The following is a 26,641-nucleotide window of genomic DNA, read 5'->3' as shown; positions in this document are numbered from 1 at the left end:
TCATCAAGAGAAATCCTGAGTGAGTTTTTATTATTGTGCCTATTTTATACTTCATTATATTGCCGGCACTTCGACATAATACTTATTGTCAAATAAAAATTTAACATCATGCCAATATATCACAAATTGGGTAATATCCCACATAAGCGTCATATTCAATTCCGTAAACCAAACGGTGAATTGTATTATGAACAATTATTTGGTACAGTAGGTTTTGACGGAATGTCAACCAATATGTATCATGAGCATAGACCAACACAAGTAAAAGAGATTAGAAAACAATACAGTGTTGCTCCAAAGATTGCTAAAGCAAACAACATTCAGTCTTATAGATTAAGAGGTTTTGAAGTAGCACCACAAGATGACTATTTAGAAAGTAGAAAAATTGTTCTTACAAATTCTGATTGTCATATTGTTTTAGCAGCTCCAAAAAAGTCAACAACCGATTATTTTTATAAAAATACAGATTCTGACGAAGTAATTTTCATTCACAAAGGAACGGGTAAATTAAGAACCATGTTAGGAAACTTAGATTTCAAATATGGTGATTATTTGGTAATTCCAAGAGGAATGATTTATAAAATGGATTTCGATACTGAAGATAACCGTTTGTTTATTGTAGAATCTCATTCACCAGTTTATACTCCAAAACAATACAGAAACTGGTTTGGACAATTATTAGAACATTCTCCATTTTGTGAGAGAGATATTCGTCGTCCTGAAGAATTAGAAACATATGATGAAAAAGGAGAATTCTTAATCAAAATCAAAAAGAAAGACGAAATTTTCGAATTGATATACGCAACGCATCCTTTTGATGTTGTGGGTTATGATGGTTTTAACTATCCGTATGCATTTTCAATTCACGATTTTGAACCTATTACAGGAAGAATCCATTTACCGCCACCAATTCATCAAACATTTGAAACAAACGCTTTTGTGATTTGTTCTTTTGTTCCAAGGTTGTACGATTATCATCCATTATCAATTCCAGCACCTTACAATCACAGTAATATTGATGCAGATGAGGTGTTGTATTATGTAGATGGTGATTTTATGAGCCGTAATGATATTGAAGCAGGTCATATTTCATTACACCCTGCAGGAATTCCTCACGGACCACACCCAGGAGCAGCTGAAAGAAGTATAGGTAAAAAAGAAACACTAGAATTAGCCGTAATGGTTGATACTTTTAAACCGTTAATGGTTACAGAAGATGCAATGAATATTGCTGACGAAAAGTATTATCAATCTTGGTTAGACGAATAAAAAATTAATAAAACACAACATGGTAGTATTACCATCAAAAATAGTTAAAAAACATGGCACAAGAAATAAAATCAGTAGAATACGGATTAGAAAAAATATTTGAAGGAGCACAAGACTTCTTACCTTTATTAGGAACAGATTACGTAGAATTATATGTAGGTAACGCAAAACAAGCGGCTCATTTTTATAAAACAGCTTTTGGATTTCAATCTTTAGCATATGCAGGTTTAGAAACAGGAGTAAAAGATAGAGCGTCTTATGTATTAAAGCAAGATAAAATCCGTTTGGTTTTAACAACGGCTTTAAATAGTAATTCGCCAATTGGAGAACATGTTAAAAAACATGGTGATGGCGTTAAAGTTATTGCTCTTTGGGTAGAAGATGCTCGTCAATCTTATGAAGAAACAACGAAACGTGGTGCAAAATCATATTTTGAACCAGTAGTTGAAAAAGATGAAAATGGAGAAGTAGTTCGTGCGGGTATTTATGGCGCTTACGGAGAAACTGTTTTCATTTTTGTAGAACGTAAAAATTACAATGGTATTTTTATGCCAGGTTATAGCGAATGGAAATCGGATTATAACCCAACACCAGTAGGATTAAAATATATCGACCACATGGTAGGTAATACAGGTTGGAACAGAATGAACGAAGCTGTAAAATGGTTTGAGGATGTAATGGGATTTGTAAACTTCTTATCTTTTGATGACAAACAAATTACTACTGAATACTCTGCTTTAATGTCGAAAGTAATGTCTAATGGTAACGGAAGAATTAAATTCCCTATTAATGAACCTGCAAACGGAAAAAAACGTTCGCAAATTGAAGAGTATTTAGATTTTTACGAAGATGAAGGTGTTCAGCATATTGCTGTTGCAACAGATGATATTATTTCAACTGTAGCAGAAATGCGTGCTAGAGGTATAGAGTTTTTAAGTACTCCACCTCAAGCATATTATGATGCAATTCCTGAAAGATTAAAAGATCACATGTCTAAATTTAAAGAAGATATTAATGAACTTCAAAAATTAGGTATCATGATTGATGCTGATGATGAAGGGTACTTGTTACAAATTTTTACAAAACCAGTTGAAGATCGTCCAACACTTTTCTTTGAAATAATTCAAAGAATGGGGGCAAGAGGATTTGGTGCAGGTAACTTTAAAGCCCTTTTTGAGTCGATTGAGCGTGAGCAAGAATTGCGAGGTACATTATAAAACCGACTATTTATTAACAAATCATTAAAATACATCGTTGTAGAAGTGAGATTTTTGATAAAAATATGTTAAAGTTAAAAATTAACTAAGAATAATTCAAAAATATCTTTACCTTTGCACTCGCAAATAAAGGAGGTAGTTTGCCTTAATTTGTAATAAATTTTCATAATTTATAGTTTTTTGGTTGGTTAATAGCATAAAAACTCAGTCATATTTTTGACTGGGTTTTTTTGTTTTAGTATTTTTGGAACAGAAATTGCATTTTCATTTCTAAAAAGAATAAATCATGAAAAAAATTATCTTACTATTAGTTCTTTTTGTTGCCACGAACTCATTCGTAGAACAAGAAAATGCATATACAACTGGGGAATGGTTTAAACTTCGAATTCATTACGGAATTGTCAACGCAGGTTATGCTACTTTGGAAATTAAAGAAGCAACAAAAAACAACAAAAAAGTACATCATGTTGTTGGAAAAGGTTGGACCGTAGGTATGACTAAATTTTTCTTTGAAGTTGATGATAATTACGAAAGTTATTTTGACAAACAAACGGGTAAGCCATACCAATTTGTAAGAAAAATTGACGAGGGTGGTTACACTAAAAATCAAGAAGGTTTTTTTGATCAAGATAAAAACACGGTTTTAGTAAAAGACTACAAAAAGAAAACCGAAAAAACATTTTCAGTTCCAGAAAATGTGCAAGATATTGTGTCTTCGTTTTATTATTTAAGAAATCATCCTAAAATTGATAAACTTAAAGTAGGAGAATCAATTGCAATTGATATGTTCTTTGATGATGAAACTACAAAATTTAAACTTAAATTTGTGGGAAGAGAAGACGTTAAAACAAAGTTTGGAAAAGTACCTTGTATGATTTTTAAACCTTATGTGCAAACAGGTAGAGTTTTTAAAGAAGAAGAAAGTTTAACGGTTTGGATTTCTGATGACGATAATAAAATTCCTGTGAAATTAAAAGCCAGTTTACTGGTAGGTTCTTTAAAAGCTGAATTAGATGGTTTTAAAGGATTAAAAAATTCATTTAAAGTTAAAGTAGAAAAATAATAGAATGGAAATTACTCCTAAAATTCAAGAACAATTAGATCAACTTCATGAAAAATTTGAAGGAATAAATCAAAATACATCAACTCATTTAGAAGGATTGCTTTGGGCTAAACCAATCACCTATTGGGATTATATTCAAACGGATGCCCTATTGAGTCTTCAAACACAGAGGACTACTTTGCCAGACGAAATGGTGTTTGTGATGTACCATCAAGTAAATGAATTGTTATTCAAAATGATCCTTTGGGAAATGGACCAATTGTGTCATAATGAAAACCCGTCAACTGAATATTTTACAGAAAAATTAGGTCGAATTAGTCGCTATTTTGATATGCTAACCACTTCTTTCGATATTATGAAAGATGGAATGGAACCGGAACAATATTTAAAATTCAGGAATACATTAACTCCAGCCAGTGGTTTTCAATCAGCTCAATATCGCTTAATTGAATTTAGTTCAACCGATTTAATCAACTTAATCGATAACCGCTTCAGAGCTACCATTGATAGAAACACGCCATACGAACATGCTTTTGAACATTTGTATTGGCAAGCAGCTGGAAAAGATTATCATACGGGTGAAAAGTCATATCTGATTCTAGAATTCGAAAGAAAATACAAAAAAATGTTCTTAGATTGGATGGAAGAATACAACACGATTAACTTGTGGAGAAAATTCAAACAATTACCTGAAAATGATCAAAAAAATCCAGATTTAGTTGCAGCTATGCGTCATTATGATAAAACAGTTAATATTACTTGGGTTATGGGACATTTTAACGCAGCTAAAAAATATATAGAAAGTGTTCCAGGAAATCATGAAGCCACAGGAGGAAGTGATTGGAAAAAATACATGTTGCCAAAATACCAAAAAAGAATTTTCTTTCCAGAATTATGGACAAAAGAAGAACTAGATAACTGGGGAGAATAACCGCTTTTAGCATAAAATTAAACAAAATTGAAATACCTATCAGTAGCCATTTTATTTGTAACTATTTTTTTTACATCTTGTAATTCTAAAGAAGAGCAAGAAAAAACAAATAATGTAATTGCCAAAAAAGAACCAATAATTAAAGAATACGGTTTTACTTTTAACGACTATAAAGTAGTAAGAGATACCATTCGTTCTGGAGATACTTTTGGAAAATTACTAGAAAAATATCCATTAAAAGATAGTTTACGAGTTTATGATGTTACTGAAAAAGTTAGAGATTCATTTAATGTTAGACGTATAAAAGCTGGAAAACCGTATATATTGTTTTTAGATAAAAAACAACCTAATACTTTACAAGCTTTAGTTTACATTGAAGACAGAATTAGTTATACAGTAATTGATTTTAGAGATTCTATTGCGGTGTATAATAAAAAGAAACCCACAAAAGTAAAAAGAAGAATAATAGCTGCCGAAATAGAAGGTTCTCTGTCTGAAACACTTAATAATGAAGGCGTAAGCGGAGGATTAGCAAATAAGTTAGCAAATATTTATGCCTATACAGTAGATTTCTTTAAAATTCAAAAAGGAGATAAATTTGCTGTTACTTTAAACGAGCGCTATATTGATGATACTATATATGTTGGTGTTGAAAGTATTGAAGCTTCTTATTTTGAGCACAAAGGCAAGAAAATTTTTGCTTTTCCATATAAATTAACTGAAGATCAAAAATATGCCGATTATTACGATGAAAATGGTAAGGGTTTGAAAAGTATGTTTTTAAAAGCACCTTTAGATTATTTTAGAATTTCCTCTCGTTTTTCTGGAAGACGTTTTCATCCTGTTCAAATGCGATTTAAAGCTCATAATGGAACCGATTATGCAGCACCACATGGTACGCCAATTAAAACTACAGCCTCAGGAGTTGTTGAAAGAACAGGCTATACTTCTGGAAATGGAAATTTTGTAAAAGTTCGCCATAATTCAACATATTCGACACAATATTTACACATGTCAAAAATTTTAGTTAGAAATGGACAACGTGTAACTCAAGGACAAGTTATTGGTAAAGTTGGAAGTACTGGTTTAGCAACTGGGCCCCATGTTTGTTATCGCTTCTGGAAAAACGGAGTCCAAGTGGATCCACTTCGTCAAAATTTACCAAATGCAGAACCTTTGAGTCCTTCAAAAATAGAAAAATACTTACTACATATTGCCCCTTTAAAAAAAGAATTGGATAGTATAACCGCAGTAAAATTTAAAGAGTAATGACATTACCAAAGATTAATCCGTCACAAACTGCCGCATGGCAAAGTATTCAATCGCACTTTGCAACTATGCAAGCGACATCAATGAAAGAATTATTTGCTTCAGATGCTGATAGAGCAGAAAAATTCCATATCCAATGGAATGATTTTTTAGTAGACTATTCTAAAAACATCCTTAATCAGGAAACACTAGATTTATTATTAAATTTAGCAAGTGAAGTTCAGCTAAAAGATGCCATTTCAAGTTATTTTAAAGGTGATTTAATTAATCAAACCGAAAATAGAGCCGTTTTGCATACTGCGCTTCGTGCAAAAGAAACCGATACCATATTAGTAGATGGTATTAATGTTATGCCAGAAGTGTATTCGGTAAAAAATAAAATTAAAAACTTCTCTCATGAAGTTATTTCTGGAAACAAGAAAGGATATACCGGAAAAGCATTTACCGATATCGTAAATATTGGAATTGGTGGATCTGACCTAGGGCCAGCTATGATTGTAGAAGCCTTACAATTCTATAAAAATCATTTAAACGTTCATTTTGTTTCCAATGTTGATGGTGATCATGTTAACGAAGTAATCAAGAAATTAAATCCAGAAACGACTTTGTTTGTAGTAGTATCTAAAACTTTTACTACACAAGAAACACTTTCAAATGCAGAAACTATTAGAAGTTGGTTTTTACAATCAGCTTCACAAGAAGATGTAGCTAAGCATTTCGTAGCGGTTTCAACCAATATTCAAAAAGTAACAGAATTTGGTATTAATCCCGAAAATGTTTTTCCTATGTGGGATTGGGTTGGAGGTCGTTTTTCATTGTGGAGCGCTGTTGGACTTTCTATAAGTTTAGCAGTAGGTTTCGATAATTTTGATGATTTATTGAAAGGGGCTAATGAAATGGACGAACATTTTAAAAATGAATCTTTCGATAAAAATATTCCGGTAGTATTAGCATTGTTAAGTATTTGGTACAACAACTTTTTTGGTGCCGAAAGCGAAGCATTAATTCCTTATACCCAATATTTACAGAAGTTAGCACCTTATTTACAACAAGGAATTATGGAAAGTAATGGGAAAAGTATTGGTAGAGATGGTAAACCAGTAAATTATCAAACAGGAACCATTATTTGGGGTGAGCCAGGAACTAATTCGCAACACGCATTTTTCCAATTGATTCATCAAGGAACTAAATTAATACCAACCGATTTCATCGGGTTCAAGCATTCGCTTTACGGTAATAAAGATCATCATGATAAGTTGATGTCTAATTTCTTCGCCCAAACCGAAGCATTATTAATGGGTAAAACCGAAGCCCAAGTTAAAACCGAATTTGAAAAACAAGGCATTTCGGGTGAAAAAGCTGATTTTCTATTGCCTTATAAAGTCTTTTCTGGCAACAAGCCTACAAACACCATTTTAATCAATAAACTAACTCCAAATACTTTAGGGGCTTTAGTTGCAATGTACGAACACAAAATATTTGTACAAGGTGTAATTTGGAATATTTTCAGTTATGATCAATGGGGAGTAGAACTTGGAAAACAATTAGCCAATTCAATTTTAGAAGAAATTGAGAACAAACAAGTAAAAAATCATGATAGTTCAACATCATTTCTATTGAAAAATTTTATAAAATGATCAAAGTCACATAATTTTATTTAAAAATTTCACATCTTTTTGTGAAATTTTTTTTTATTCTAGTTTTTTTACCGATAAAATGTAAAAAAAATCGCCAAAAGTTATAGTGTTGATATTTAATCTAGTAAGCTATTTTTGTTAACATTAACTTAACATTCAAAACAAAATCTTAAGTCAAATTTGCAAAAATTTTAACAAAAATAAATAAAATGAAAATTTTTAAAAATGTATTACTTATTGGGTTTATGTTTTTATCAACCCTGACTGCTTTCTCACAGTCTAAAGTAACAGGTACTGTAATTGATGGCGATTTAAATCAGCCTTTAGCAGGTGCAAATGTAGTAGTTAAAGGAACTTCAACAGGTACTGTTACTGATTTTGATGGAAAATTTGAGATTTCAACAACTGAAAAATCAGGTCAAATCGTTGTGTCTTATTTAGGATTTGTGACAAAAACAATTTCTTTTACAGTTACTGGAAATTCAGTTAATTTAGGAAACATTGTTGTTGCTCCTGATGCAAGCCAACTTCAAGAGATTGTGGTTGTTGGTAAAGGAATTATCGATCTTGCTGCAGATAGAAAAACACCTATTGCTGTTTCTACAATTAAAGCAATTGAAATTCAACAGAAATCAGGAAATTGGGATTTACCAGAGTTGTTAAAATCTACACCTTCTATTCAAAATGTAAAAGGCGGCGGATTTGGAGATGGTCAAATGTTCTTGCGTGGTTTTGATCAAACTAATACAGCTTTTCTATTAAACGGACAACCTATTAATGGAATGGAAGATGGAAGAATGTATTGGTCAAATTGGTCTGGTGTTTTAGATATTGCAAATGCAATTCAAGTACAACGTGGATTAGGTTCTTCAAAACTTGCAATTTCTTCTGTTGGAGGTACAATAAATGTTGTAACTAAAACATTAGACAAAAACCAAGGAGGTTTTGTTCAACAAATGTTAGCTAATGACAATTACACTAAAACTACAGCATATTATTCTACAGGATTGATGAAAAACGGATTTGCCTTCTCAGGAATGTTAGGACATTGGCAAGGGAATGGTTATATAGATGGTACACACGGACAAGGTCAAACATATTTCCTTTCTTTTGGTTATAAAGCAGGCGAAAAAGATGTATTAAACTTTTTAGTAACTGGAGCTCCTCAATGGCACGGTGCAAACAATCATATGAGCCTTTCTACTTTATTAGAAAAAGGCAGAGATTATAGTGATAACTATGGTACTTTAAATGGTGAATATTATGCTGGTGGAAGAAACTTTTATCATAAACCAGTATTAAACCTAAACTGGGACCACACTTTTAACCAAAATGTATCTTTGTCAACTGTGTTATATGGTTCATTTGGTAGAGGTGGTTTTGAGTTTTTATCAGGTGTAGGAAGAAATGCAGATGGATTATATGATTTTGATACTGCAGTATCAAGTGGAGTAGGATACTCTAAAGCATCTGTTAATGCTCATAATTGGTTTGGATTAGTTTCTAATTTAGATTATAAATTAAATGATAATTTTTCATTTAATGTTGGTTTTGACGGAAGAATGTATAACGGACAACATTACAGAAATATTGTAAATTTCTTTGGTGCTTCTTCTGTTAATGTAACTAATAATGACCAAGTAGGTTCTTATACTATTACTGAATCCTATGGTTATAATCCTTGGGACGCATTATTTGGAAGTACACCAAGAAATCAAAGATTAGATAGAGATTATGAAGAACAAATTAATTACATTGGAACATTTGGTCAGTTAGAATATGCTAAAGATAATTTCACTGCATATTTTCAAGGTGCTGTATCTACACAGTCTCATCAAAGAGAAGGATTCTTTTTTGCAGAAGAAGTTGGAAAATCTAAAAAAGTTAACAATTTAGGTTATAATTTGAAAGCAGGGGGATCTTATAAAGTAGGAGATAATCATAATGTTTTTGCTAATGTAGGTTTTTATTCTCGTCAACCTTATCATGATGATTTATTTACTAATGCTGCGGCTTCAAATGAATTGAATCCTTATTATGATCAAAATCAAGAAATTACAGGTTTAGAAGCTGGTTACCAGTTTAAAAGTCAATATATTTCTGCTAATTTAAATTTATATCATACTATTTGGGATAATAGAGTTTTGTTTGATGCTAATGACATAGATGGTGATGGTGTTTCAGATGTATTTACACAATCTTCACCTGCTAAACAAGTACATCAAGGTGTAGAGTTAGAATTATTTATTAATCCAACAAATAAACTGAAAATGCAAGGTTTTGTTTCAGTTGGTGATTGGAAATATGTAGGTAATGTAACTTCTTCTGATTATGATGATGCAGGAAATCTATTGTCAACTGGTGATACAAAATATATTGATGGTGTTGAAATAGGAAATGTTGCCCAATTTACTGCTGGCTTTAGTGCTAATTATGAGGTTTTAACAAGGTTTAATATTGATGCAAATTGGAATCACTATAACAGAATGTTTGGTAATACTGACTTAGCTTCAAGTGAATGGAATGATTCAGCTAACAGAGGCGCTATAAAATTACCTTCTTATAATACTGTTGATGCTGGTGTATCATATAAGTGGTTGTTGGGTAAAGAAAAACAAAATAATCTACAATTCAGAGTTAATATTAATAACTTATTTGATGAATTGTATATTGAAAATTCAAGAGATAACAAACATGTTGATGCAGGAGATGATGTTTGGAATGGAGTTGATACATCAAATAGAGTTAAATTAGGATATGGTAGAACATGGAATTTCTCAATCCGTTATAATTTCTAAGAAAAATTAAAGTTAATTACTAAAACCTCATTTTCATTTTTTTGAAGATGAGGTTTTTTTATTTCATATATTTGTATTTCACTTTAAAAAATTAGGTATGTACGAAACTATTCAATCTGTTCACTCTTTATTAGCGTATGTTGCTTTAGCACTATTAGTGTTGGCCTCAATTAATGCTATTTCTGGATTAACTTCTAAAAGGTTATTTAAAGAAAAAGATTTAAGAATTTCTTTATTTACATTAATTATTTGTCACATTCAATTGTTAATTGGTTTAGTATTATATTTTATATCTCCTATGGGATTTGACCAATTAGGAAATATGAAAGATGCGGCAATGCGCTTAACTTCTTTAGAACACCCATTAATTAACATTATCGCTTTAGCGTTAATCACAATTGGTTGGTCTAAACACAAAAAAGAAGAAAGCTATAATGGAAAATTCAAAAAGATTGCTGTTTTTTACACTTTAGGCTTAGTTTTAATCTTGTCAAGATTGCCTTGGGCTAATTGGTTCAACTAGTATTCAAAATAACTTTGGTAATAAGTTTATAGATATTTATTTTGAAGAAATATAGCCTTATAATAGCATTTGTATTACTTATTACTGCTTTAGTAAGCTTTTCTAATAGAACTCATAATGGTTTTGTTAGAAAAGCTTTTTTATATGATACCATTAAGAAAAAAGACTCTATTCAGATTTTAGATTCCATTAAAAAATCAGATTCAATTAGAGTCGTAGATTCTTTAGCTAATTTAAAAACAAAATTATATAAGAAAAATGTAGAAGCTTCCCATTATTCTGATAAATTAAATGGAAGAAGAACCGCAAGCGGACAAGTTTTTAGTAATAAAAAATACACTGCCGCACATAAAACATTAAAATTTGGAACCAAAGTTAAAGTAACTAATTTGGCTAATAATAAAAGTGTTATTGTAACTATAAATGACAGAGGACCTCATACTAGAGGAAGAGAAATAGATTTAGCAAAACGACCATTTTTAGACATTTCTCACAATAATGGACGCTCTCTTTTACGAGTAAATATCGAAATCGTAGAATAGGTTTATTTCCAATCGTTAAACGGATGATGACTTAAATAAGCATTATAATAGCGTTCATCTGAAGTTACTTCTTCGCCTAACCAATTCGGTTTTTCAAAAGATTCAATTTCTGATTGCAATTCAATTTCTGCCACAATTAAGCCTTCATTTTCACCAAAAAACACATCAACTTCATAAGTATGTTTACCTAGTGGTATTTCATAACGGATTTTGTCTATAACGCCTTTTTCGCACAATAACAGTAAAGATTCAGCTTCTGTAGTTGAGATTTCTTTTTCCCATTCAAATCGGCTTATTCCTGATTCGTTTCCTTTGCCTTTAATGGTTAGATAACCTTTATCGCCTTTAATTCGAATTCTAACGGTTCGTTCAGGGTTTGAATTCAAATACCCTTGTACAATTCTATATTGATTTTTACTTTCCGAAATAAAATCTGTCGAAGACACTAAAAATTTACGCTCTATTTCTAACAAAATATCTATTTTTTATACTACTAAAATATAAAAAATACTTTCTATTTGTATCTTTACTTTAGAAAATAGCCACTTTAATTTCTAATGGGAATTAAATTTCTTTTTTTATGACAAACTACCGAAAAATAATTCACGTGGACATGGATGCGTTTTATGCATCGGTAGAGCAAATGGACAATCCTGAGCTTAAAGGAAAACCTTTAGCTGTTGGCGGAAGTGAAGTTCGTGGTGTGGTTTCTGCTGCTAGTTATGAGGCTAGAAGATTTGGTGTTCGAAGTGCGATTAGCGGTATTCAAGCGAAGAAATTGTGTCCCGATTTAATTTTTGTGCGACCAAGATTTGATCGTTACAAAGAGATTTCGAAGAAAATTCGAAAAATTTTTCACGATTACACCGATTTGGTAGAACCTTTATCGCTGGATGAAGCATATTTAGACGTTACCGAAAATAAAAAAGGCAATCCTAGTGCCACATTAATCGCTCAAGAAATCAGAAAGCGCATTTTTGAAGAAGTTGGATTAACCGCTTCGGCAGGAATTTCTGTAAATAAATTTGTAGCCAAAATCGCTTCTGATTATAACAAACCCAACGGACAAAAAACGGTAAACCCAGATGAGGTTGAAGCGTTTTTAGAAAAGTTAGATATTAAAAAGTTCTACGGAGTAGGAAAAGTAACGGCTGAAAAAATGTATCAATTGGGCATTTTTACGGGTTTCGATTTAAAACAAAAACCATTAGAATATCTAGAAAAACATTTTGGGAATAGTGGTTTTCATTATTACCAAATTTGTCGGGGTATTCACAACAGCGCGGTAAAACCAAATCGTAAGATAAAATCCGTTGGTGCGGAACGTACTTTTGGAGAAAATTTATCTTCCGAAATTTTCATGGAAGAACGTTTGCAAAGCATTGCTAAAGAATTAGAAAAACGCCTACAAAAAAGCAAAATTTCAGGAAAAACGATAACATTAAAAATAAAATACTCCGATTTTACGTTACAAACACGAAGTAAAACGTTACCTTATTTTGTAAGTGATAAAAACATTATTTTAGACGTTGCCAAAGATTTACTCTACCAAGAACGTTTGAAAAATTCGGTGCGATTGTTAGGAATTTCGGTACATAATTTAAATAACGAAGAAAAAACAAAGACAGCTTTACCTCAAAAAAGTGTTTCTGTGCAATTGAAGTTTGAGTTTTAGAAATAAAAAATCCGTTCTGAAATTCAAAACGGATTTTTGTATAATTTAAAGTAAAACTTATTCTATTTCAGAAACTCTCAGCGTGTTAACCATACCTTTTGCTACAATTGGCATTGCGGCTAAGTTTACAACCATATCACCTTTTTTCACGTATTTCTTTTCTTTACAAATCGTGTTGATATCGTCAATAGTATCGTCAGTACTTACTAATTTGTCGTAGAAGAAAGCTCTAACGCCCCATAATAAGTTTAATTGTGTTAATATTCTTTTGTTAGACGTAAATACTAAAATATGTGATTTTGGACGCCAAGCTGAAATTTGGAATGCTGTATAACCTGAATTTGTTAATGTAGTTACAGCTTTAGCCTTAATAGTGTCAGCCATTAATGACGCGTGGTAACAAATTGATTTCGTAACGTAACGTTGGTTTTTAACTTGTGGTTGCGATAATGGCACTTTAATTAAAGGCGAATCTTCCACACTTTCAATAATACGTGTCATCGTTTCAATTACTTCCACAGGATAATTTCCTACTGAAGTTTCTCCAGATAACATTACAGCATCAGCTCCGTCCATTACCGAGTTAGCTACGTCGTTTACTTCGGCACGTGTTGGTGTTAGTGAAGTAATCATTGTTTCCATCATTTGTGTTGCCACAATTACAGGAATACGAGCTGTTTTTGCTCTGTGAATTAATTTTTTCTGAATCAACGGAACTTCTTCAGCCGGAACTTCTACACCAAGATCCCCACGAGCTACCATTAAACCATCACAAAAAGCTACGATTTTGTCAATGTTTTCAACAGCTTCTGGTTTTTCAATTTTAGCGATAATCGGAATTTTGTGATCAGAATGTTCTGCAATCAAATCTTGTAAATCTTCTAAGTCATTTGGTGTTCTAACAAATGATAAAGCAATCCAATCTACATCATTTTCAATAGCAAATTTGGCATCTCTAATATCTTTTTCCGTTAAAGCAGGAAGCGAAACTTTAGTATTAGGTAAATTAACCCCTTTTTTAGATTTTAAAGGGCCACCTTGAACCACTACCGCTTCAACTTCAGTGTTTTTATCTGTTTTTGTTACTTCGAAAATTAATTTTCCGTCGTCTAATAAGATTCTTTCCCCTGGGTTTACGTCTTTTGGAAACTCTTTGTAGTTCATGTAAACACGCTCAGCAGTTCCTAAGATATCTTCTGCTGTTGTAAAGGTAATTTTATCACCTTTGCTTACCACAACATCTTCTTTCATTACGCCTACACGTAATTTTGGACCTTGTAAATCGGCTAATATTGACGTAGTGTAACCAAACTCATCGTTTAGTTCTCTAATCATGTCAATTCTTGATTTTACATCCGTATAATCGGCATGCGAAAAGTTAATTCGGAAAACATTAACTCCAGCATCTACCATATTTTTTAGCACTTCCTTTGTACTACAGGCAGGACCTAAGGTAGCTACAATTTTAGTTTTTTTGTTTGTCGGCATTTTAATTAAAAAATTAAATTATTTTTTGATTTTAAGTTTGTTGTATCAATGGAATAAGCAGTGGTTATGTTTTTGATTTTTACTATTTTATCGATGATTTCATCGGCATCAAAGCCATAATCGACATTTTCAATTTTAATCAAATAATCTGCTTTTTTATATTCTGGAAGTAAAAAAACGGTGATGTCAACTTGTTCAAAAAGCGAACTTGTTTGTTTGTTTGAATTGATAATCGTGGTTTTATTCTCGATTAAGGTCCAAATTACGTCGTTCTTTTCATCATCAAAAGCAAAATTTTCAAATGCGCTTTTTCCTTCCGAAATAGAGATTTCTATATAGTTATCATTTTTTTGTAACTGTAATCCTAATTCTTTGTTTAAGCGATACGCTAATTTGTAATCTTCTAAAGATGAATGAATGGCAATTAACTCATAATCATCTGAAACAAAATCGTTTATTTGAATTTTATGAATGGCCATTTTCCAAAATTATGTCGTAAATATAAGGTTTAAAATCATTAAAAACTAGCTGTTTAGCTGTTCTTAACGATAATTTATAAACTCAAACGTTTGAGTAGTGGAATTATTTTTTCGAAATTTTTTCTTGAAAGGCAAAATAGGCTCTTTGTGCCGCTTTTTCTTCTGCTTTTTTCTTAGAAGTTGCTCTGGCTTTGGCAACGATTTTGTTGTTAATCGACAATTTTACGCTGAAATATTTTTGTCCTTCTTGTCCGTTGTCTTCTATAAAATCAAAGGCAAATGGTACTTTCTCTTTTTGACACCATTCGATTATTAAACTCTTGTAACTGATTACCTTACCTTCTAATTTGGCAATGTCTACATATTGTTTAATGATTTTGTTTTGGATGAATTTTTCGCAATAGGTAAAGCCTTTATCCAAGTAAATAGCTCCAATAAATGCTTCAAATAAATTCCCGTGAATATTTTCGCCAAACTGACTCGAATTGACTTTACTTTCAACAAATTGCAATAAGTTGAAATCACGGCCTAATTCATTCAAATGCTCTCTACTTACAATTTTTGAACGCATTTTTGTCAAATAACCTTCATCTCCAGAAGGGACTTCGTTGTATAAATGAGCAGCAATTACACTTCCTAGCATAGCATCACCTAGAAATTCTAATCGCTCGTAGTTAAAAGGATTTCCTTTATCATCCACTTTATTTGCTGAACGATGAGTAAATGCTTTTTTGTAATATTTTAATTCTTTTGGTTGAAAACCAAGTATTTTGGTAATTTTTTCAAAAAAAATCCCGTCTTCTTGAGAACGGGAGTTTTTTCGTATTTTATTAAATAAACGACGCATGTTTAGTTCTCAAATTTTTTGAATAAAACACAAGCGTTATGTCCACCAAAACCAAAAGTATTACTCATAGCTACTTTAATTTCGCGTTTTTGCGCTTTATTTAAAGTTAAGTTTAACGATGGATCAATGTTTTCATCTACAGTGGTATGGTTAATCGTTGGAGGAACAATTCCGTTTTGCATTGCCAAGATAGAAGCAATAGCTTCAATAGCACCGGCAGCACCCAATAAGTGACCTGTCATCGATTTAGTTGAGTTAATGTTGATGTTTTTAGCATGCTCGCCAAAAACCGCTTTAATAGCTTTTAACTCAGCAACATCTCCAAGTGGAGTTGATGTTCCGTGAGTGTTGATGTGGTCTACATCTTCTGGTTTCATTCCAGCATCACGTAAACAGTTTTCCATAACAGCAATAACTCCAATTCCTTCTGGATGTGGAGCAGTTAAGTGGTAAGCATCAGAAGATAAACCACCACCACCTACTTCACAGTAGATTTTAGCACCACGCGCAATCGCATGTTCGTATTCTTCTAAAACTAATGCACCAGCACCTTCACCTAAAACAAATCCATCACGAGTAGCATCAAATGGTCTTGAAGCGGTTTCAGGACTATCGTTTCTTGTTGATAAAGCTTGCATTGAGTTAAATCCGCCCATACCTGCAATGGTAACAGCTGCTTCTGAACCTCCTGAAACAATTACATCACACATTCCTAAACGAATGTAGTTAAATGCATCTACTAAAGCATTAGCTGAAGAAGCACATGCAGAAACTGTTGTATAGTTTGGACCCATAAAACCATTTCGCATTGAAATATGTCCAGGTGCAATATCAGCAATCATTTTTGGAATAAAGAATGGATTAAAACGCGGTGTTCCATCACCAGCGGCATAATTCATTACTTCGTCTTGGAATGTTTGTAAACCTCCAATACCTGCTCCCCAAATAACTCCAACTCTATGTTTGTTTACATTTTCTAATGTAATACCAGCATCTTTGATGGCTTCATCACTTGCAACAATAGCATATTGAGCAAACTTATCCATTCTGCGAACCTCCTTTTTGTCGATAAAATCTTCTACATTGAAGTTTTTAATCTCACAAGCAAATTTGGTTTTATGCTTTTCAGTATCGTAATATGTAATTGGGGCTGCGCCACTTTTTCCGTTCACAAGACCGTCCCAATATTCTTGAAGTGTATTTCCAATAGGAGTTAGTGCTCCAAGACCTGTTACAACAACACGCTTTAATTGCATATTCTAATTTTTTAAAATATCGTTTAAACAAATAATACCCGTGTTTTCTTTAGTTATTAGAAGTAAAGAGACAAGGGTATTTCAATATATTGTGATTGAAATTCAATCAAAAATTGTCTAATTTTTTTATAATAATAAAAACCCGTATGCTGCAAAGAGCACACGGGAAATTTATGTATTATTTTTTAGCTTCTTCGATGTAAGAAATAGCTTGACCTACAGTAGCAATGTTTTCAGCTTGGTCGTCTGGAATTTGAATATCAAATTCTTTTTCGAACTCCATAATTAGCTCAACAGTGTCTAATGAATCAGCTCCTAAATCGTTTGTGAAGCTAGCTTCTGCTACAACTTCGTTTTCGTCAACGCCTAATTTGTCTACGATAATCGCTTTTACTCTTGATGCAATGTCTGACATAATCTTTAATTTTTAATTTAATTTGTTGGCAAAAATAAAAAACTTTATTTTAAAACCACCTTTTTGTTACTAAATGTGACCACGAAAATAAAAAAAAATATTCACAAAGACTTCTTTTTTTTATTTTTTACCAATTATTATTCTTTTTTTTGTGGATAGAAATTTACACTAAAATGAAGAATATTGTGCTTTTTGCTTCAGGAAATGGATCCAATGCAGAAGAAATAATTAAGTTTTTTAAAAATAGCGAAATTGGAAAAGTAGTTGCCATTTTTTCTAACAAGGCTGAAGCCAAAGTGTTAGATCGCGCAAAAAATCATAACATTCCTTCAGTTGTTTTTAATAAAACGCAGTTAAATGAAGGTTTTGTGTTGGAACAATTGCATTCATTTCAGCCTGATTTAATTGTTTTAGCTGGATTTCTACTAAAATTTCCTGAATCTATACTAAAAGAATATCCAAAAGTGATCAATATTCATCCTGCTTTATTGCCAAAATACGGCGGAAAAGGAATGTACGGCATGAATGTGCATCAAGCTGTTCTCGAAAATAAAGAAAAAGAAACAGGAATCACCATTCATTATGTAAACGAACATTACGATGAAGGCGAGTTCATTTTTCAAAAGTCAGTAAACATCGAAGATTGTAAAACTGCGGAAGAAATTGCAAATAAAGTCCACGAATTAGAACATCAATATTTTCCTGAAGTAATAGGAAAGCTAATCACCAATCACTAATTACTATTCACTTGAGTCACGAAGTCCACATATACACAGACGGTGCTGCGAAGGGAAATCCTGGACCGGCTGGCTATGGCGTGGTGATGGAAATGGTAGGAACACCTTACAAAAAAGAATTTTACGAAGGTTTTAGATTGTCAACCAATAATAGAATGGAATTGTTAGCGGTAATCGTAGGGTTAGAAAAATTAAAAAACCCAAAAACCAAAGTTTTAGTGGTTTCCGATTCTAAATATGTGGTGGATGCTGTGGAAAAACGATGGGTATTTCAGTGGGAAAAAATCAACTTCAAAGCCAAAAAAAATCCCGATTTATGGATGCGTTTCTTAAAAGTGTATCGCAAACACCAAGTCGATTTTCAATGGATTAAAGGTCATAACAATCATCCACAAAACGAACGTTGTGATGAATTGGCGGTTATGGCTTCGCAACAAGAAAAGTTGTCTGTTGATGAGTTTTACGAAAGGGAAGAAGGGAAGTTATTGTAGGATTTTGTATTTTCAAAATACAAATACCTGCATTTTCAAAATAAAAACACCTACATTTTCAAAATACAAGTATCTGCATTTTCAAAATTAAAATATATTCTTTTTCAAAATAAGTTCTATATTTGTACTTTAAAATGTTAATTATGAGTGCAAATAGAGCAATTAAATCGCAAATGGATGTTTATAAAAATAAATATCCTATTTTAGCTTTAACAGGTCCGCGGCAATCTGGCAAAACCACCTTTTTAAAAACTCATTTTTCGGATTATGAGTATGTGAATTTAGAAAATTTAGATGTCAGAAAATTTGCTGAAGATGATCCAAACGGATTTTTAAAACAATACGGTAAGTATGTGATTTTTGATGAAGCACAACGTGTTCCTCAGTTGTTTTCTTATTTGCAAACAAAAGTAGATGAAGATAAAATTATGGGACAATACATTTTGTCTGGTTCTCAGAATTTTCATTTAATGCAAAATATTACTCAAAGTTTAGCGGGGAGAGTTGCTTTATTTAAATTGTTGCCATTTGATGTTTCAGAAATGGACGCTGCTAATTGGTTAAATGAGGATTATGCCGTTAATCTTCAAAAAGGATTTTATCCTGCAATCTATGATAGAGATATTCCATCAAAAGTTTTTTATTCTAATTATATACAAACGTATGTTGAACGTGATTTGTCGGAACTCATTCATGTAAAAGATTTAAAGCAATTTAGAAATTTTATTTCACTATGTGCGGCAAGAGCAGGTCAATTGCTCAATCTAAATTCATTGGCAAATGAATGTGGAATTTCACAACCTACTGCTAAATCATGGGTTTCGGTTTTAGAAAGTAGTTATATAGTATATCAATTACAACCTTATTTTTCAAATTTCAACAAACGTGTTACCAAAAGCTCAAAATTATATTTTTACGATACAGGTTTATTGTGTTATTTGCTAAAATTAAATGAAGCAGAAAGTGTAAAATTAAGTTCTTTAAAAGGGAGTTTGTTTGAAAATTATGTTATAAATGAATATCTAAAAATAAACTATCACAACAATTTACTTTTAGATTTATGGTTTTGGCGCGATGCAGAAGGACATGAAGTAGATTTAATATGGCAAAACTCCGAGCTTTTAAATTTAGTAGAAATTAAAGCATCAGAAACCATAATGCCCGAAATGTTCAAAGGATTAAGTTATTTTGAAAAACTAAAACCTGAACTGATCAAAACTAAATCAGTGGTTCATACAGGATTATTTAATCAAGAGAGAACTTTGGGAAAGATTATGAGTTGGAAAGAAATAAATTTATAATTCATTAGAAATAAGAGTTTGTTATGGCATCGCAACAAACCAACTTATCTATTGACGAGTTTTACGAAAGAGAAGAAGGGAAGTTGTTGTAGAATTTTCTATGTTTTATTTTTATTATTTAAAGTTTTTTATTAAATATTTTAAGTTTATTTAAAAAGATTTTTTATTTTTATAAACCAAACAAATATAAATGATAATTACTATAGATTTTAAAAATTATAAGAATTCTCCATCTCTCAAAGAGATAGAATTATCAACATCAGATTATGTTGAACAATTTTATTTAAAGGATAAAAATCGATTAGACAAGAACATTGAAGTATGGTTAAAAAAAAATGATTCTACAGAAAATGATGAAATTACAATTTCAATTGTCGAATATGGAGATAAATTAATAAAAGCTTTAGTTTTTTTAGTGATTAAAATAGAATCTGAAAGATGTATTTTAGAACTAAAATCTGTTATGACTACTAATTAAATTTTATTGTTAATAAATGAAAGTATGTTAGGAAAGATGAATAACTTTGTAATTAACGAACAAAAATTTAAAGAAGCTCATTATGAATATTTAACTACTTTTGCTTATGTAGAAACGTTGATGTCATATATAATATCATCATATTTTTGTGAAAACAATGACGAGAAAATGGAGTTTACTACAACTTTATTAATGGGTTTGAGCAGACCGAGGTTATTTCAAGAGTTTTTATTGGTTTTAGAAAAAATGCAAATTCAAAAAGATGAAATATTTAGTGAATTTGTAAACTTAAATAATTTGAGAAATGATTTTGCACACTCGTATTTTGTTCCCAAAAAGCATAATCTTATAAAGGGTTTTGAAATAACAAAAATACATAGTTCAAAAAGTTACAATAATCAAGGATTTGTAAAAATAATTCAAGATAATGAATATAATTATAAAATAAATCAATTGAATAATATGAAAGAAAAATTATACAATATTTACATAAATATTCAATATGAAATAAAAAAATAATTACATATAACTAATAGCGTAGCTGTTAATTAGTGTCTCGAAATCGCCATTCAAATACACTACAAGATTAATATGCGAACGCTCACGTCACTGGCGTGGGCTTCTCTTTTCTTGTAGTGTGGGTGTTTGGCGATACCTGAGGCGCAGATTGGAGTTTGTCTCACGCTTTTAGTTTTTTACAAAATTTAATCCTCTTGAGACAGAGAAATATATTTTTACGCACATGAAAAATAAAACTACTACATTAATTAACCTATTATTACTTTTATTAAGCATTAATTTGTTTTCTCAAAATATCTTTAAAGGAAATCATAGTACTATTAAATTTGAAACCACTTCAGAAGCTACAAAATTATCACCAGCGACAAATATGTTGTATTTAAACGCTAAGCAAAATAAAGAGAATAATTTGACACAAATTAACTTAAATAGTTTATCTAGAATAACTTTATTGTTAGAAGATGATTGTACAAATTTTAATAGCTCAAATATTTTCTCAGATATTTCTAAAATATCAGATAATATTTCAACAGCTTTTGTTAAAGTACAAGATTTACCTCTTCTAGAAAGCATACAATGTATAAAATATGCTGATATTGGAGAAAAATTAGAATTAGAAGTAAATAACGCTAGAAATACAACTAATACTAACTCCGTTCATATGGGTACTGGAATTAGTCAAGCCTACACTGGGACTGGAGTTATTGTTGGTATTATAGACGCAGGTTTCGATTATACACACCCAAATTTTAAAGATATAAATGGAAATTTAAGAATTTCAAGAGTATGGGAAAGAAGTAATACTTCAGGAACACCTCCAAGTAACCTGGGTTTCACATATGGTTCAGAATATGTTGGTGCTACTGCAATATTAAATAAGCAGTATGATACTATTAATCAATCACATGGTACACATGTAGCAGGTACAGCGGCAGGTACAGGAACAGGTAATTTAAGTTTGCTAAAAGGAATGGCTCCAAACACTGAAATAGTTTTGGTTAGTGGTTTTCGTCCTACTCAAGGTTATTCGTCAACATCTATTAATTTTACATATATTGATGCAATTAATTATATAAAAAATTATGCAAATTCTGTTAATAAGCCAGTAGTTATAAATATGAGTTTTGGAACGGGTCTTGGTCCTCATGACGGCACAACTCTCGAGGAGGAAGCAATAAATAATTTATCAAACACGCCTAGTCTTGTATTAGTTGCTGCCGCAGGAAACGATGGAGGTCAGAAAAAACACGCAGTTATGGATTTTGGTTTAAATGATACTAATTTTATCATAATTGATGATATGCAACCTGTTGTCAATAATCAACCAACTCCAGATAACTTTTCAGAGGTGGATATTTGGTCACAAAATTTAGGTACAAATGGGACTTTTGAAATTGAAATAGCGGTTTACAATTTAGTTTCAAATACTGTTGTTAGTTCAACTACTATTTCGGGGACAGTTAATGGTAGTGCACAATTTACAGATGATTTAATTGATTCGAATGGAGATATCTTTAGTATTAATCTAGTTAGTTCATTAAATTCACTAAACAATAAGTTAAACTTAAGAATTACAGCAGCTACAAACAATACTGACCAATGGGATAAATTAGTTATTGGTTTTGAAAGTAACAATAACCTATTACATTCTTGGTGTTCTAACTGTAATTTTGAAAACTATGGGCAGAATCAATTCATAAATGGAGATGATTTTTTTACTATTGGTTCACCCGCGAGTGCAAATGGTGCAGTAGCAGTTGGGTCATATAATCCTATTGAAGTATTGAATTCAGAACCATATCCAGGAAATGAAGGAACATTGTCAACATTTTCTAGCAAAGGACCTCGTACAGATTTTTTAATTAAGCCTAATGTTACCGCGCCTGGTAATAGAATTGTATCGTCATTAAGTTCTTTTGATACTACTTATCAATCTGGCGGTATTGGTTTTAGCGATGTAACTAATACTTTTGGCACTCATTTTTATGGTAAAATGGATGGCACATCAATGGCATCACCAGTTGTAAGCGGTATTGTAGCTTTATGGCTACAGGCTTATCCTCAACTAACAACAAATAATGTTCTGGGAATAATTGGCAATACATCAATAGCAGATTCAGATGTTACAAATCCATTTAATTTTTACGGCACAACTTATTCAACACCACCTAATGTAAAGTGGGGTTATGGTAAAATAGATGCTTTAGCTGGTATGCAATTAATTGAACAAGCTTTAAACGTAGATACTTTCGATACCACAAATAATTTCATTGTTTACCCAAACCCAACCTCTTCAAAAATTTTCATCACTTCAAAAGAGTATGTAAGTTCTTATGAAATTTACAATGCTTTAGGGCAAAAAGTAAAAGAAGGTAGTTTTAATACTGTGTTAGATCAACAGGAATTAGATTTAACAGCTTTACAAAATGGGTTGTATATTGTAAATTTTAAAGGTATAGATTTAAACAAAACGATTAGGATTATAAAACAGTAAAATGCAAATAAATAAACGCCTCAATTGTGAGGCGTTTTTTATTCGACTAACTTTTAAACTCATAAACTTTTAAACTTCTAAACAAAAACTTATCTTTGCACCTTATTTCAAATTCATATTGATGAACAAATTATTAATAGTAGGAACAGTAGCTTTTGATGCTATTGAAACACCTTTCGGAAAAACAGATAAAATTTTAGGTGGAGCCGCAACTTACATTGGTTTGGCGTCTAATTTTTTTAATGTAGATGCAGCAGTAGTTTCTGTGGTAGGAGAAGATTTTCCAAAGGAATATTTAGATTTATTAGAAAGTAAAGGAGTAAATATCGAAGGAATTGAAATCGTAAAAGGTGGAAAAACTTTCTTTTGGAGTGGAAAATACCACAACGATTTAAATTCTCGCGACACTTTAGTTACCGAATTAAACGTTTTGGCTGATTTTAATCCAGTGGTGCCACAAGCCTACAAAAATTCTGATGTCGTTTTATTAGGTAACTTACATCCAATTGTACAATCAGGTGTTTTAAACCAAATGTCTGAAAGACCAAAATTAGTCGTTTTAGATACGATGAACTTTTGGATGGATTGTGCGTTACCAGAGTTATTAGACGTAATCAAACGTGTAGATGTAATCACTATCAACGATGAAGAAGCGCGTCAGTTATCAGGAGAATATTCTTTAGTAAAAGCGGCAGCTAAAATTCATACAATGGGACCAAAATATGTGGTTATCAAAAAAGGAGAGCACGGAGCCTTATTATTCCATAATAAAGACGTATTCTTTGCTCCAGCTTTACCATTAGAAGAAGTGTTTGATCCAACAGGTGCTGGTGATACTTTTGCTGGTGGTTTTGCAGGTTACATTGCACAATCAGAAAATATTTCATTTGGAAACATGAAAAATGCCATTATTTATGGTTCTAACTTAGCATCATTCTGTGTGGAGAAATTTGGAACTGAAAGAATGGAAAATTTAGATAGAAAAGAGGTAAACACACGTTTACAGCAATTCAAATCTTTAACACAATTCGAAATTGAATTAGACGAATAAAAACGTGCCTCGAATTTTCGGGGCATTTTTTGTTTGAAAAATAATAAATAAAACACTTAAAGATATAGTTAATTTTCTATGAATCTATGTGTAAAAAAAGATAATACAACAACCTACAACAACACAACTACTTATGAGTGATGCAATCAAACACGAGTGTGGAATTGCCCTTCTTCGATTAAAAAAACCGTTAGAATTCTACAAAGAAAAATACGGATCAGCTTTCTATGGGGTACAAAAAATGTACTTATTAATGGAAAAGCAACACAATCGCGGTCAAGATGGTGCCGGATTGGCTAGCATAAAATTAGATGTAAATCCAGGAGAACGATACATTAGTCGTGTTCGTTCAAATGATGCCCAGCCAATTAAAGATATTTTTGCCCAAATTAATGAACGTATTAGTGGTGAGTTAGAGGTAAATCCTGAATATCAAAACAATGTGGCGCTTCAAAAACAAAACATTCCATATGTGGGCGAAGTGTTTTTAGGTCACGTTCGTTATGGAACTTTTGGTAAAAACAGCATTGAAAGTGTTCACCCTTTTTTACGTCAAAACAATTGGATGCATCGAAATTTAATCGTTGCCGGAAATTTTAATATGACGAATGTTAAGGAGTTGTTTCAAAATCTTATTGATTTGGGCCAGCATCCAAAACAAATGGCGGATACCGTAACTGTAATGGAGAAAATAGGTCATTTCTTAGATGATGAAGTAACCCACTTATATAAAGAATGTAAGAATGAAGGGTATTCAAAAAAAGATGCTTCTCCAATTATCGGGGAACGATTGAATATCCAACGTATTTTAGAACGCGCTTCTCGTAATTGGGATGGGGGTTATGCTATGGCAGGTTTATTAGGGCACGGTGATTCTTTTGTCATGCGTGATCCTGCCGGAATTCGTCCAGCTTTCTTTTATGAAGATGATGAAATTGTAGTTGTAGCTTCTGAACGCCCAGTAATTCAAACGGTTTTTAATGTACCTTTTGAAAAAATTCAAGAATTAGATCCTGGAAGTGCTATTATCATCAAAAAGAATGGAAATGTTACTATAGAAGAAGTTAGAACTCCTTTGGTTAAGAAAGCATGTTCATTTGAACGCATATATTTCTCACGAGGTAGTGATGCCGAAATTTATCAAGAACGAAAGGATTTAGGTAAATTGATTTTTCCTAGTGTTCTAAAATCTATCGATAATGATACCGATAACACGGTTTTTTCTTATATACCTAATACTGCAGAAACGTCATTTTACGGTATGTGTGAAGCGGCTCAAGATTTTTTAAATCAAAGAAAAGCAAAAGCAATTATTGAGCAAAAAGATACTTTAACAGAGGATTCGTTAAAAGAATTGCTTTCCGTTAAAATTAGAACCGAGAAAATTGCAATTAAAGACGCAAAATTACGAACATTCATTACTGAAGATAGTAGTCGTGACGACCTAGTTGCACACGTATATGATGTAACGTATGGAGTGGTAAAGCCAACTGATAATTTAGTCATTATTGATGATAGTATTGTGAGAGGTACAACTTTAAAACAAAGTATCATTAAAATGATGGACCGATTACGTCCTAAGAAAATTGTGGTTGTTTCTTCTGCTCCTCAAATTCGTTATCCTGATTGTTACGGAATTGATATGGCAAAATTAGAAGGTTTGGTTGCGTTTAGAGCAGCTTTAGAGTTGTTGAAAGAGCGTAATTTATATCATATAGTTGAAGAGGTTTACCAAAAATCGAAAGCACAAGAAGATTTCAGCGATGCTGATGTAGTAAATTATGTAAAAGAAATCTACGCGCCTTTTTCAGATCAAGAAATCTCAGATAAAATTGCCGAAATGTTAACTCCAGAAGGTACAAAAGCTGAAGTAAAAATTATCTATCAAACGGTAGCTGATTTGCACAAAGCATGCCCGAAAAACTTAGGAGATTGGTATTTCACTGGAGATTATCCAACAAATGGAGGAAACCGAGTGGTAAACCGAGCATTTATGAATTTTTATGAAGGAAAAGACGCACGTGCTTATTAAAATGTTGTATTTCATCGGATTTTTTTTCCATATAACAATTTTATTAAGGAAAAAATTAAAGATATCATAAATTAGCCAAACGAAATAAAATTAGTAGGTTAAGTTTTATCGTAAATTTGGGGCAAAAAG

General features: G+C 31.7%; 24 protein-coding genes. 18 read left to right on the top strand and 6 right to left on the bottom strand.

Annotation, left to right across the window (positions count from 1 at the left end; all coding sequences use genetic code 11):
• The first annotated feature begins 108 nt into the window (after nucleotides 1-108).
• The 9 genes from LOS86_RS13330 to LOS86_RS13290 all read left to right on the top strand — a co-directional run bounded on the left by LOS86_RS13330 (nucleotide 109) and on the right by LOS86_RS13290 (nucleotide 11,249).
• Nucleotides 109-1,269, top strand: a complete 1,161-nt coding sequence (locus LOS86_RS13330) for a homogentisate 1,2-dioxygenase (RefSeq protein WP_231842565.1) — start codon at nucleotides 109-111, stop codon at nucleotides 1,267-1,269.
• 53 nt (nucleotides 1,270-1,322) lie between these two features.
• Entirely contained in the window at nucleotides 1,323-2,486 is a 1,164-nt protein-coding gene (hppD, locus tag LOS86_RS13325; RefSeq protein ID WP_231842564.1) for a 4-hydroxyphenylpyruvate dioxygenase, read from the top strand.
• Nucleotides 2,487-2,772: 286 nt separating this feature from the next.
• Entirely contained in the window at nucleotides 2,773-3,549 is a 777-nt protein-coding gene (locus LOS86_RS13320; protein WP_231842563.1) for a DUF3108 domain-containing protein, read from the top strand.
• Nucleotides 3,550-3,553: 4 nt separating this feature from the next.
• Nucleotides 3,554-4,480: a tryptophan 2,3-dioxygenase family protein gene (locus LOS86_RS13315; RefSeq protein ID WP_231842562.1), complete on the top strand. Its 927-nt coding sequence runs from the start codon at nucleotides 3,554-3,556 to the stop codon at nucleotides 4,478-4,480.
• A 27-nt stretch (nucleotides 4,481-4,507) separates the two neighbouring features.
• The gene (locus LOS86_RS13310) at nucleotides 4,508-5,749 is read left to right on the top strand and encodes a M23 family metallopeptidase (protein WP_231842561.1); all 1,242 of its coding nucleotides are present in this window, start codon (nucleotides 4,508-4,510) and stop codon (nucleotides 5,747-5,749) included.
• A complete protein-coding gene (gene pgi / locus LOS86_RS13305; protein ID WP_231842560.1) occupies nucleotides 5,749-7,386 on the top strand; it encodes a glucose-6-phosphate isomerase in 1,638 nt (545 codons plus the stop codon). Before LOS86_RS13310 ends, pgi begins: the two co-directional genes overlap by 1 nt.
• Nucleotides 7,387-7,595: 209 nt before the next feature.
• Nucleotides 7,596-10,184 carry a TonB-dependent receptor gene (locus LOS86_RS13300; RefSeq protein WP_231842559.1) on the top strand — a complete coding sequence of 863 codons (2,589 nt, stop codon included), beginning with the start codon at nucleotides 7,596-7,598 and terminating at the stop codon, nucleotides 10,182-10,184.
• Nucleotides 10,185-10,281: 97 nt separating this feature from the next.
• Nucleotides 10,282-10,707 carry a hypothetical protein gene (locus LOS86_RS13295; RefSeq protein ID WP_231842558.1) on the top strand — a complete coding sequence of 142 codons (426 nt, stop codon included), beginning with the start codon at nucleotides 10,282-10,284 and terminating at the stop codon, nucleotides 10,705-10,707.
• Nucleotides 10,708-10,748: 41 nt separating this feature from the next.
• The gene (locus tag LOS86_RS13290; RefSeq protein WP_231842557.1) at nucleotides 10,749-11,249 is read left to right on the top strand and encodes a septal ring lytic transglycosylase RlpA family protein; all 501 of its coding nucleotides are present in this window, start codon (nucleotides 10,749-10,751) and stop codon (nucleotides 11,247-11,249) included.
• A gap of 2 nt (nucleotides 11,250-11,251) precedes the next feature.
• On the opposite strand, the gene LOS86_RS13285 is transcribed toward LOS86_RS13290, so the two are convergent.
• Nucleotides 11,252-11,722, bottom strand: coding sequence for a CYTH domain-containing protein (locus tag LOS86_RS13285; RefSeq protein WP_231842556.1), 471 nt, complete (start codon nucleotides 11,720-11,722; stop codon nucleotides 11,252-11,254).
• 107 nt (nucleotides 11,723-11,829) lie between these two features.
• Here LOS86_RS13285 and dinB point away from each other — a divergent pair, with 107 nt between their 5' ends.
• A complete protein-coding gene (dinB, locus tag LOS86_RS13280; protein ID WP_231842555.1) occupies nucleotides 11,830-12,924 on the top strand; it encodes a DNA polymerase IV in 1,095 nt (364 codons plus the stop codon).
• A 57-nt stretch (nucleotides 12,925-12,981) separates the two neighbouring features.
• Here the strand turns inward: dinB and pyk are convergent, their stop codons facing one another.
• The 5 genes from pyk to LOS86_RS13255 all read right to left on the bottom strand — a co-directional run bounded on the left by pyk (nucleotide 12,982) and on the right by LOS86_RS13255 (nucleotide 17,409).
• Nucleotides 12,982-14,412, bottom strand: a complete 1,431-nt coding sequence (pyk, locus tag LOS86_RS13275; RefSeq protein ID WP_231842554.1) for a pyruvate kinase — start codon at nucleotides 14,410-14,412, stop codon at nucleotides 12,982-12,984.
• Nucleotides 14,413-14,417: 5 nt separating this feature from the next.
• Complete coding sequence (locus LOS86_RS13270; protein WP_231842553.1) at nucleotides 14,418-14,891, bottom strand: IPExxxVDY family protein; 474 nt, start codon at nucleotides 14,889-14,891, stop codon at nucleotides 14,418-14,420.
• Between the two features lie 103 nt (nucleotides 14,892-14,994).
• Nucleotides 14,995-15,738, bottom strand: coding sequence for a ribonuclease III (rnc, locus tag LOS86_RS13265; RefSeq protein ID WP_231842552.1), 744 nt, complete (start codon nucleotides 15,736-15,738; stop codon nucleotides 14,995-14,997).
• Between the two features lie 2 nt (nucleotides 15,739-15,740).
• Nucleotides 15,741-16,994, bottom strand: a complete 1,254-nt coding sequence (fabF, locus tag LOS86_RS13260; RefSeq protein ID WP_231842551.1) for a beta-ketoacyl-ACP synthase II — start codon at nucleotides 16,992-16,994, stop codon at nucleotides 15,741-15,743.
• 178 nt (nucleotides 16,995-17,172) lie between these two features.
• Nucleotides 17,173-17,409 carry an acyl carrier protein gene (locus LOS86_RS13255; RefSeq protein WP_002988156.1) on the bottom strand — a complete coding sequence of 79 codons (237 nt, stop codon included), beginning with the start codon at nucleotides 17,407-17,409 and terminating at the stop codon, nucleotides 17,173-17,175.
• A 173-nt stretch (nucleotides 17,410-17,582) separates the two neighbouring features.
• On the opposite strand from LOS86_RS13255, the gene purN reads away from it, so the two are divergent.
• The 8 genes from purN to LOS86_RS13215 all read left to right on the top strand — a co-directional run bounded on the left by purN (nucleotide 17,583) and on the right by LOS86_RS13215 (nucleotide 26,512).
• Nucleotides 17,583-18,146, top strand: a complete 564-nt coding sequence (gene purN, locus LOS86_RS13250; RefSeq protein ID WP_231842550.1) for a phosphoribosylglycinamide formyltransferase — start codon at nucleotides 17,583-17,585, stop codon at nucleotides 18,144-18,146.
• Nucleotides 18,147-18,157: 11 nt separating this feature from the next.
• Nucleotides 18,158-18,637, top strand: coding sequence for a ribonuclease HI (gene rnhA, locus LOS86_RS13245; RefSeq protein WP_231842549.1), 480 nt, complete (start codon nucleotides 18,158-18,160; stop codon nucleotides 18,635-18,637).
• Between the two features lie 143 nt (nucleotides 18,638-18,780).
• A complete protein-coding gene (locus tag LOS86_RS13240) occupies nucleotides 18,781-19,938 on the top strand; it encodes an ATP-binding protein (protein ID WP_231842548.1) in 1,158 nt (385 codons plus the stop codon).
• A gap of 190 nt (nucleotides 19,939-20,128) precedes the next feature.
• Nucleotides 20,129-20,416 carry a hypothetical protein gene (locus LOS86_RS13235; RefSeq protein ID WP_231842547.1) on the top strand — a complete coding sequence of 96 codons (288 nt, stop codon included), beginning with the start codon at nucleotides 20,129-20,131 and terminating at the stop codon, nucleotides 20,414-20,416.
• A 24-nt stretch (nucleotides 20,417-20,440) separates the two neighbouring features.
• The gene (locus tag LOS86_RS13230) at nucleotides 20,441-20,935 is read left to right on the top strand and encodes a hypothetical protein (RefSeq protein WP_231842546.1); all 495 of its coding nucleotides are present in this window, start codon (nucleotides 20,441-20,443) and stop codon (nucleotides 20,933-20,935) included.
• Between the two features lie 223 nt (nucleotides 20,936-21,158).
• On the top strand, nucleotides 21,159-23,429 hold the full coding sequence (locus tag LOS86_RS13225; protein WP_231842545.1) for a S8 family peptidase: 2,271 nt from the start codon (nucleotides 21,159-21,161) through the stop codon (nucleotides 23,427-23,429).
• A gap of 121 nt (nucleotides 23,430-23,550) precedes the next feature.
• The gene (locus tag LOS86_RS13220) at nucleotides 23,551-24,480 is read left to right on the top strand and encodes a PfkB family carbohydrate kinase (protein ID WP_231842544.1); all 930 of its coding nucleotides are present in this window, start codon (nucleotides 23,551-23,553) and stop codon (nucleotides 24,478-24,480) included.
• Between the two features lie 133 nt (nucleotides 24,481-24,613).
• Entirely contained in the window at nucleotides 24,614-26,512 is a 1,899-nt protein-coding gene (locus LOS86_RS13215) for an amidophosphoribosyltransferase (RefSeq protein ID WP_231842543.1), read from the top strand.
• The last annotated feature ends 129 nt before the right edge of the window (nucleotides 26,513-26,641 follow it).

The organism is Flavobacterium cyclinae (assembly GCF_021172145.1).
Taxonomy (GTDB): domain Bacteria; phylum Bacteroidota; class Bacteroidia; order Flavobacteriales; family Flavobacteriaceae; genus Flavobacterium; species Flavobacterium cyclinae.
This window is presented reverse-complemented; position numbering and strand designations above follow the sequence as displayed.

Bases quoted from the DNA above. Each gene is read 5' to 3' on its own strand.
- LOS86_RS13330 (WP_231842565.1), top strand. From the start codon at position 109: ATGCCAATATATCACAAATTGGGTAATATCCCACATAAGCGTCATATT.
- hppD (WP_231842564.1), top strand. From the start codon at position 1,323: ATGGCACAAGAAATAAAATCAGTAGAATACGGATTAGAAAAAATATTT.
- LOS86_RS13320 (WP_231842563.1), top strand. From the start codon at position 2,773: ATGAAAAAAATTATCTTACTATTAGTTCTTTTTGTTGCCACGAACTCA.
- LOS86_RS13315 (WP_231842562.1), top strand. From the start codon at position 3,554: ATGGAAATTACTCCTAAAATTCAAGAACAATTAGATCAACTTCATGAA.
- pgi (WP_231842560.1), top strand. From the start codon at position 5,749: ATGACATTACCAAAGATTAATCCGTCACAAACTGCCGCATGGCAAAGT.
- LOS86_RS13300 (WP_231842559.1), top strand. From the start codon at position 7,596: ATGAAAATTTTTAAAAATGTATTACTTATTGGGTTTATGTTTTTATCA.
- LOS86_RS13295 (WP_231842558.1), top strand. From the start codon at position 10,282: ATGTACGAAACTATTCAATCTGTTCACTCTTTATTAGCGTATGTTGCT.
- dinB (WP_231842555.1), top strand. From the start codon at position 11,830: ATGACAAACTACCGAAAAATAATTCACGTGGACATGGATGCGTTTTAT.
- pyk (WP_231842554.1), bottom strand. From the start codon at position 14,412: ATGCCGACAAACAAAAAAACTAAAATTGTAGCTACCTTAGGTCCTGCC.
- LOS86_RS13270 (WP_231842553.1), bottom strand. From the start codon at position 14,891: ATGGCCATTCATAAAATTCAAATAAACGATTTTGTTTCAGATGATTAT.
- rnc (WP_231842552.1), bottom strand. From the start codon at position 15,738: ATGCGTCGTTTATTTAATAAAATACGAAAAAACTCCCGTTCTCAAGAA.
- fabF (WP_231842551.1), bottom strand. From the start codon at position 16,994: ATGCAATTAAAGCGTGTTGTTGTAACAGGTCTTGGAGCACTAACTCCT.
- LOS86_RS13255 (WP_002988156.1), bottom strand. From the start codon at position 17,409: ATGTCAGACATTGCATCAAGAGTAAAAGCGATTATCGTAGACAAATTA.
- purN (WP_231842550.1), top strand. From the start codon at position 17,583: ATGAAGAATATTGTGCTTTTTGCTTCAGGAAATGGATCCAATGCAGAA.
- LOS86_RS13240 (WP_231842548.1), top strand. From the start codon at position 18,781: ATGAGTGCAAATAGAGCAATTAAATCGCAAATGGATGTTTATAAAAAT.
- LOS86_RS13235 (WP_231842547.1), top strand. From the start codon at position 20,129: ATGATAATTACTATAGATTTTAAAAATTATAAGAATTCTCCATCTCTC.
- LOS86_RS13230 (WP_231842546.1), top strand. From the start codon at position 20,441: ATGTTAGGAAAGATGAATAACTTTGTAATTAACGAACAAAAATTTAAA.
- LOS86_RS13225 (WP_231842545.1), top strand. From the start codon at position 21,159: ATGAAAAATAAAACTACTACATTAATTAACCTATTATTACTTTTATTA.
- LOS86_RS13220 (WP_231842544.1), top strand. From the start codon at position 23,551: ATGAACAAATTATTAATAGTAGGAACAGTAGCTTTTGATGCTATTGAA.
- LOS86_RS13215 (WP_231842543.1), top strand. From the start codon at position 24,614: ATGAGTGATGCAATCAAACACGAGTGTGGAATTGCCCTTCTTCGATTA.